This window comes from Pseudomonas sp. GW822-FHT06B12 (genome assembly GCF_058799675.1).
Window position 1 is genome coordinate 518,034 of the sequence record NZ_JBXALR010000003.1, and the last position, 7,492, is coordinate 525,525.

At 60.4% G+C, this 7,492-nt stretch carries 7 protein-coding genes and 1 tRNA gene; all 8 read left to right on the plus strand.

The genetic code is table 11. The annotated features are described in order from the left end of the window. The first annotated feature begins 125 nt into the window (after positions 1 to 125). The 8 genes from accD to AC1RKH_RS10000 all read left to right on the plus strand — a co-directional run bounded on the left by accD (position 126) and on the right by AC1RKH_RS10000 (position 7,491). Positions 126 to 1,046, plus strand: a complete 921-nt coding sequence (accD, locus tag AC1RKH_RS09965; RefSeq protein WP_123425734.1) for an acetyl-CoA carboxylase, carboxyltransferase subunit beta — start codon at positions 126 to 128, stop codon at positions 1,044 to 1,046. Continuing rightward, complete coding sequence (folC, locus tag AC1RKH_RS09970; protein ID WP_493061615.1) at positions 1,043 to 2,350, plus strand: bifunctional tetrahydrofolate synthase/dihydrofolate synthase; 1,308 nt, start codon at positions 1,043 to 1,045, stop codon at positions 2,348 to 2,350. Before accD ends, folC begins: the two co-directional genes overlap by 4 nt. After that, a complete protein-coding gene (locus AC1RKH_RS09975) occupies positions 2,334 to 2,987 on the plus strand; it encodes an SPOR domain-containing protein (protein WP_493061616.1) in 654 nt (217 codons plus the stop codon). The genes folC and AC1RKH_RS09975 overlap by 17 nt, the downstream gene beginning before the upstream one ends. Positions 2,988 to 3,085: 98 nt before the next feature. Then, the gene (locus AC1RKH_RS09980; protein WP_123425737.1) at positions 3,086 to 3,646 is read left to right on the plus strand and encodes a CvpA family protein; all 561 of its coding nucleotides are present in this window, start codon (positions 3,086 to 3,088) and stop codon (positions 3,644 to 3,646) included. Positions 3,647 to 3,687: 41 nt separating this feature from the next. Next, entirely contained in the window at positions 3,688 to 5,193 is a 1,506-nt protein-coding gene (purF, locus tag AC1RKH_RS09985; RefSeq protein WP_123425738.1) for an amidophosphoribosyltransferase, read from the plus strand. Between the two features lie 80 nt (positions 5,194 to 5,273). Beyond that, positions 5,274 to 6,485, plus strand: a complete 1,212-nt coding sequence (locus AC1RKH_RS09990) for an O-succinylhomoserine sulfhydrylase (protein WP_493061617.1) — start codon at positions 5,274 to 5,276, stop codon at positions 6,483 to 6,485. Next, positions 6,482 to 7,258, plus strand: a complete 777-nt coding sequence (locus AC1RKH_RS09995; protein WP_493061618.1) for an SDR family oxidoreductase — start codon at positions 6,482 to 6,484, stop codon at positions 7,256 to 7,258. The genes AC1RKH_RS09990 and AC1RKH_RS09995 overlap by 4 nt, the downstream gene beginning before the upstream one ends. A gap of 160 nt (positions 7,259 to 7,418) precedes the next feature. Then, positions 7,419 to 7,491, plus strand: a tRNA-Val gene (locus tag AC1RKH_RS10000). The last annotated feature ends 1 nt before the right edge of the window (position 7,492 follow it).

The window sequence follows — 7,492 nt, forward strand, 5'->3', positions numbered from 1 at the left end:
TGTACGAAGGTCAGTCTTGCTGACCCGGCAATCCAGATCATCGCCGCACACATGAATTTAGCTCAAGGGCATACGCGGGGCTGCGAACCAAAGCGTTCGGGCCGCCGGTACTGGAGAAAGAAAGCATGAGCAACTGGTTAGTAGACAAACTGATCCCTTCGATCATGCGTTCCGAGGTGAAGAAAAGCTCGGTGCCTGAAGGTCTGTGGCACAAGTGCCCGTCCTGTGAGGCGGTGCTGTATCGTCCGGAGCTGGAAAAGACCCTGGATGTTTGCCCCAAGTGCAACCACCACATGCGCATCGGCGCACGTGCGCGGATCGACATCTTCCTTGACGCCGAAGGCCGTGCCGAGCTGGGCGCTGACCTGGAGCCGGTTGACCGTCTGAAATTCCGTGACGGCAAGAAGTACAAGGATCGCCTGACCGCTGCGCAGAAGCAGACCGGTGAAAAAGACGCGCTGATCTCCATGAGCGGTACCCTGCTGGGCATGCCGGTTGTGGTTTCTGCCTTCGAGTTCTCCTTCATGGGTGGTTCGATGGGTGCGATCGTCGGCGAGCGCTTTGTGCGTGCGGCCAACTACGCGCTGGAAAACCGTTGCCCGATGATCTGCTTCGCCGCTTCCGGTGGTGCGCGGATGCAGGAAGCGCTGATCTCGCTGATGCAAATGGCCAAGACCTCGGCGGTACTGGCGCGTCTGCGCGAAGAAGGTATTCCGTTCATCTCCGTGCTGACCGACCCGGTCTACGGCGGTGTTTCCGCCAGTCTGGCGATGCTCGGCGACGTCATCGTCGGCGAACCAAAAGCCTTGATCGGTTTCGCTGGTCCGCGTGTTATCGAGCAGACCGTGCGTGAAAAACTGCCGGAAGGCTTCCAGCGCAGCGAGTTCCTGCTGGAGCACGGCGCCATCGACATGATCATTGCACGCCAGGAGCTGCGTCCACGCCTGGGTAACCTGTTGGCGCAACTGATGGGCCTGCCGACGCCTGAGTTCGTGGCTGCGCCAGTCGAGGCCGTCGTGGTTCCGCCGGTGCCTGCAAACCTATGACCGAACGTACCCTTGGCGACTGGCTCGCCTACCTTGAGCAGCTCCATCCGTCAGCCATCGACATGGGGCTTGCGCGCTCGCAAGAGGTAGCGTCCCGGATGGGATTGGGCAAGCCGGCGCCTCGGGTGATCACGGTCACCGGCACCAACGGCAAGGGCTCTACCTGTGCGTTCGTGGCTTCATTGCTGCGGGCGCAAGGGCTCACGGTCGGTGTCTACAATTCTCCGCATCTGCTGCGTTACAACGAGCGGGTGCAGGTCAACGGCGTCGAAGCCACTGATGCGCAGCTGTGCGAAGCCTTTGCTGCAGTTGATGCCGGGCGCGGTGAAATCTCCCTGACGTATTTCGAGGTGGGCACACTGGCGGCGTTCTGGCTGTTTCAGCGTGCAGGTCTGGATGCGGTGGTGCTGGAAGTCGGCCTCGGCGGGCGTCTGGACACCGTCAATCTGGTGGATGCCGACGTCGCGCTGGTCACCAGTATTGGCGTTGATCACGCCGATTATCTTGGCAATACCCGCGAATCCGTCGCTTTCGAAAAAGCCGGCATCTTCCGTCAGGGCGCGCCTGCGCTCTGTGGTGACCTCAATCCGCCTCAACCCCTGCTGGATAAAGTGCGCGAGCTCAATTGCCCGTTCTTCCTGCGCGGTCGTGATTTTGATTTGGGCGTCACCGAGGAGAACTGGCAGTGGCGGGGCGTCGATGCCCAAGGGCGTGCGATTGAGTTGCACGACTTGCCGTTGCTCGATCTGCCGATGGAAAACGCCGCGCTGGCGTTGCAGGCCTATGCGCTGCTGGGTTTGCCATGGCAGGCCGAGCAAATTGTCGCTGCGTTGAAAGCAACATCAGTGGTCGGGCGTCTGGATCGCCGCCAGTTCAACTGGCACGGCAAGCGTCTGAACCTGATGCTGGATGTGGGGCATAACCCGCATGCGGCCGAGTACCTGGCTCAGCGATTGGCTCGCCGGCCGGTGGCGGGTCGACGTTTGGCGGTATTTGGTTTGTTGGCTGACAAGGATCTCGATGGAGTTGTCGGCGAATTGAGTGGTAGTGTCCAGCATTGGGCTGTCGCCCCGCTCGATTCTGCGCGCGCACGTCCGGTTGCGGACTTGCAGGTTGCGTTGCAGAACCTTGGGGCGTCGGTAACATCCTATGCAAGTGTCGCGGATGCCCTGGAAGGGCAGTGCGCGCTGGCGACGGCGGAAGATGAAATTCTGCTGTTCGGATCATTTTATTGTGTTGCCGAGGCCCTCGAATGGTTGGCTCGGCGCTCCACGGAGGAAGCTGCACATGGCTTTGCTGGATAACGCGTACAAGCAGCGGATGGTTGGAGCTCTGGTTCTGGTGGCATTGGCGGTGATTTTCTTGCCGATGCTGTTTTCCCGACAGGATGAGCAGCGTCAGGTGGTGGTTCAGGCCCCGACTGCACCTCAGGCCCCGGCAATGCCGCAAGTACAGATCGAGCCCGTGGTGGTTCCGGAGCCGCAAGCACTGCCGCAGGAACCGGTTCCAACCGATGAAGAGATTGCTGCGGAGCAGGCGCCGTCGAAACCGACTGCCCCTGGCGCGCCTATCGCGCCGGCCCCGGTTGTCGCCAAGCCGGTAACGCCGCCTGCGCCAAAACCGGCAGCTGCTCCGGCGCAACCGATCGCTGCAGCGCCGAGCAAGCCTGACACCAGCCAGAGTCGTGTCGATGCCAATGGCCTGTCGGTCAGTTGGTCGGTGCAATTGGCCAGCCTGTCGAGCCGTGAAAGCGCCGAAAGCTTGCAGAAAACCCTGCGTAGCCAGGGTTACAACGCCTATATCCGTACTGCCGATGGCAAGAATCGGGTGTTTGTCGGGCCGTTGATCGAGCGTGCAGAAGCTGATCGCCTGCGTGACCTGCTGGGCCGTCAGCAGAACCTCAAAGGCTTTGTCGTTCGCTTCCAGCCTGAGCGCGGCTGACGCTAACTGACTGATTTCAAATGCACTTGCAATCGCAGCTTACCGACAGCCATGGGCTCTGCTAAAATGCGCCGCCTTATCCGTCTGTAGGCTGCACTGTGCCATTTACCTGGGTTGATTGGGCGATCGTTGCAATCGTCGCCATCTCCGCTTTGATCAGTCTGAGCCGCGGCTTCGTCAAGGAAGCCTTATCGCTGCTGACCTGGATCATCGCAGGAGCTGTTGCCTGGATGTTCGGTGGCTCACTGTCCGAGTACCTCGCCGGATACATCGAAACACCGTCGGCTCGCGTGATCGCGGGCTGTGCCATCATGTTTGTCGCCACCTTAATGGTGGGCGCAATGATCAATTACCTTATCAGCGAACTGGTTCGCGTCACCGGCCTGTCCGGGACCGATCGTTTTCTCGGCATGGCCTTCGGCGCGGCACGTGGCGCGCTGCTGGTGGTCACCGCCGTCGGGCTCTTGAGTCTGGGCCCGGTACAGCAGGATAAGTGGTGGCAGGAGTCAAGGCTCGTGCCACAATTTCTATTGGTTGCAGACTGGTCCAAAAACCTCATATTAGGGTGGAGCAGTCAGTGGCTGGCCAGCGGTATCAGCGTACCCGCTGACATACCGTTCAAGGAGCATCTCTTGCCGACGGCCAAAACGCCGCAGTGAGAAGTGTTCAGTTCAGTTTCATTAAGTAGGGGTTGCGTCGCATGTGTGGCATCGTCGGTATCGTCGGTAAGTCGAACGTCAATCAGGCGCTGTATGACGCGCTAACCGTCCTCCAGCACCGCGGCCAGGACGCTGCCGGTATCGTGACCAGCCATGATGGCCGGTTATTCCTGCGCAAGGACAACGGCCTGGTTCGTGACGTGTTTCATCAGCGTCACATGCAGCGCCTGGTCGGTCACATGGGTATTGGCCATGTGCGTTATCCGACGGCAGGCAGCTCGACTTCGGCCGAAGCTCAACCGTTTTACGTCAACTCGCCGTATGGCATCACCCTGGCGCACAACGGTAACCTGACCAACGTTGAACAGCTGGCCAAGGAGATTTACGAATCTGACCTGCGCCACGTCAACACCAACTCCGATTCGGAAGTGCTGCTCAACGTGTTCGCTCACGAACTGGCCCAGCGCGGCAAGTTGCAGCCAACCGAAGAAGACGTGTTTGCGGCCGTCACCGACGTGCACAACCGTTGCGTGGGTGGTTACGCGGTCGTTGCGATGGTGACCGGTTATGGCATCGTCGGTTTCCGTGACCCGCACGGCATCCGCCCGATCGTCTTCGGTCAGCGTCACACCGACGAAGGCGTCGAGTACATGATCGCCTCCGAAAGCGTTTCCCTGGACGTGCTCGGCTTCACCCTGATTCGCGACCTGGCACCGGGCGAAGCGGTCTACATCACTGAAGACGGCAAGCTGCACACCCGTCAGTGCGCGACCAACCCATCGCTGACTCCGTGCATCTTCGAACACGTCTACCTGGCGCGTCCAGATTCGATCATCGACGGTGTTTCGGTCTACAAGGCTCGCCTGCGCATGGGTGAGAAACTCGCCGAGAAGATCCTGCGCGAGCGTCCAGAGCACGACATCGACGTGGTCATCCCGATCCCGGACACCAGCCGCACTGCGGCGCTGGAGCTGGCGAACCATCTGGGCGTCAAATTCCGCGAAGGCTTCGTGAAGAACCGCTACATCGGCCGGACCTTCATCATGCCGGGCCAGGCTGCACGGAAAAAATCCGTACGCCAGAAGCTCAACGCCATCGAGCTGGAATTTCGCGGCAAAAACGTGATGCTGGTGGACGACTCCATCGTTCGCGGTACCACCTGCAAGCAGATCATCCAGATGGCTCGCGAAGCCGGCGCCAAAAACGTCTACTTCTGCTCGGCAGCTCCGGCTGTGCGTTACCCGAACGTCTACGGCATCGACATGCCGAGCGCTCATGAGCTGATCGCGCACAATCGTTCGACCCAGGACGTGGCTGATCTGATCGGCGCTGACTGGCTGATCTATCAGGACCTGCCTGACTTGATCGAAGCGGTCGGTGGCGGCAAGATCAAGATTGAGAACTTCGACTGCGCGGTGTTCGATGGCAAGTACGTCACCGGCGACGTCGACGAGGCTTACCTGAACAAGATCGAGCAGGCGCGCAACGATGCCTCCAAGGTCAAGACGCAGGCAGTCAGTGCGATCATCGATCTGTACAACAACTGAGTTTCTACCGGCCCTGAGGGGCCGGTTTTGTATCCATCAAAGAATTTGTATCTATCAAGAACGGGGCAAGGAGTGGCAGCATGAGTCAGGATTGGGATGCCGGTCGGCTGGACAGCGACCTCGATGGCGTAGCGTTCGATACCCTGGCCGTACGCGCCGGTCAGCACCGCACGCCGGAAGGCGAACACGGTGATCCGATGTTCTTCACTTCGAGCTACGTATTCCGTACCGCTGCCGATGCGGCGGCGCGCTTTGCTGGCGAAGTGCCGGGCAACGTTTACTCGCGTTACACCAACCCGACCGTTCGCGCGTTCGAAGAGCGCATTGCCGCCCTCGAAGGTGCTGAGCAGGCAGTGGCAACGGCCACCGGTATGGCGGCGATTCTCGCGGTGGTGATGAGTCTGTGCAGTGCTGGCGATCATGTGCTGGTGTCGCGCAGCGTGTTCGGCTCGACCATCAGCCTGTTCGAAAAGTACTTCAAGCGGTTTGGCATCGAAGTTGATTACGTGCCCCTGGCGGAGCTGTCTGGCTGGGACGCGGCGATCAAGGCCAACACCAAATTGCTGTTCGTCGAGTCGCCGTCCAACCCTTTGGCTGAGCTGGTGGACATCGCTGCGTTGTCGAAAATCGCTCACGCCAAAGGCGCGATGCTGGTGGTCGACAACTGCTTCTGCACGCCTGCCTTGCAGCAGCCGCTGAAGCTCGGTGCGGACGTGGTCGTGCATTCGGCAACCAAGTTCATCGACGGCCAGGGCCGTTGCATGGGCGGCGTAGTGGCCGGTCGCAGCGAGCAGATGAAAGAAATCGTTGGCTTTCTGCGTACTGCCGGGCCGACCTTGAGCCCGTTCAACGCCTGGATCTTCCTCAAGGGCCTGGAAACGTTGAGCCTGCGCATGAAGGCGCACTGTGCCAACGCCCAGCAGCTGGCCGAGTGGCTGGAGCAGCAGGACGGCATTGAGAAAGTCCATTACGCCGGCCTCAAGAGTCATCCGCAGCATGAGCTGGCTCAGCATCAGCAGAAGGGTTTCGGTGCGGTCGTAAGTTTCGAGGTCAAGGGTGGTAAAGAGGGCGCCTGGCGCTTTATCGATGCCACGCGTTTGATTTCGATCACCGCCAACCTCGGTGACAGCAAGACCACCATTACCCATCCGGGCACCACCTCTCACGGTCGCCTGGCGCCGCAAGAGCGTGAGGCTGCGGGAATCCGCGACAGCTTGATCCGCATTGCGGTCGGCCTGGAAGATGTGGCTGACCTGCAAGCGGATCTGGCGCGCGGGCTGGCTGCCTTGTGATCGAGTTGTCCACGCCTGCGAGTGGCGCTAATGGTCGGGTTGCACTGGTCACCGGTGCTGCGCGCGGCATAGGCCTGGGGATTGCCGCCTGGCTGATCAGCGAAGGCTGGCAGGTGGTGCTGACCGATCTTGATCGGGTGCGCGGCTCGAAGGTTGCCAAGGTGCTGGGTGAAAACGCCTGGTTTATCGCCATGGACGTGGCCGATGAGCAGCAAGTGGCTCGGGGCGTTGCCGAGGTGCTTGGGCAGTTCGGTCGCATCGATGCGCTGGTGTGCAATGCGGCAATCGCCGATCCGCACAACATCACCCTGGAAAGTCTCGATCTGACTTACTGGAATCGTGTGTTGGCGGTGAACCTCAGCGGGCCCATGCTGCTGGCCAAGCACTGCGCGCCTTATTTGCGGGCTCACAGCGGCGCTATCGTCAATCTGGCCTCGACTCGGGCCGCTCAGTCGGAGCCGGATACCGAGGCTTACGCGGCGAGCAAGGGCGGCTTGCTGGCATTGACTCATGCTTTGGCCATCAGTCTGGGGCCGGAGATTCGGGTCAATGCGGTCAGCCCTGGCTGGATCGATACGCGTGATCCCGCGGCGCGGCGTGCCGAGCCGTTGAGCGACGCTGATCATGCTCAGCATCCGGCGGGCAGGGTAGGGACGGTCGAGGATGTGGCGGCGATGGTGGCCTGGCTGCTTTCGAAGAATGCCGGGTTTGTCACGGGCCAGGAGTTTGTGGTCGACGGCGGCATGACCAAGAAAATGATTTATAGCGATTAACCGAGGTGCCGGAGCCGCGGCGGATACGGCTTGAGGTTGGGGGTGTCGCTGATTGGCGCCCCGGAAGATGACATGAATTTGTCTTTTTCAGAAAAACTTCAAGCAGGCTATTGACTTAGCTTCGGTATCTGCGTAAATTTCGCGGCCTCAGAGATGCAAAGGGTGATTAGCTCAGCTGGGAGAGCGTCTGCCTTACAAGCAGAATGTCGGCGGTTCGATCCCGTCATCACCCAC

Excerpts from the sequence above, each read along its gene's own strand:
- accD (WP_123425734.1), top strand. The coding sequence starts at position 126 with ATGAGCAACTGGTTAGTAGACAAACTGATCCCTTCGATCATGCGTTCC.
- folC (WP_493061615.1), top strand. The coding sequence starts at position 1,043 with ATGACCGAACGTACCCTTGGCGACTGGCTCGCCTACCTTGAGCAGCTC.
- AC1RKH_RS09975 (WP_493061616.1), top strand. The coding sequence starts at position 2,334 with ATGGCTTTGCTGGATAACGCGTACAAGCAGCGGATGGTTGGAGCTCTG.
- purF (WP_123425738.1), top strand. The coding sequence starts at position 3,688 with ATGTGTGGCATCGTCGGTATCGTCGGTAAGTCGAACGTCAATCAGGCG.
- AC1RKH_RS09990 (WP_493061617.1), top strand. The coding sequence starts at position 5,274 with ATGAGTCAGGATTGGGATGCCGGTCGGCTGGACAGCGACCTCGATGGC.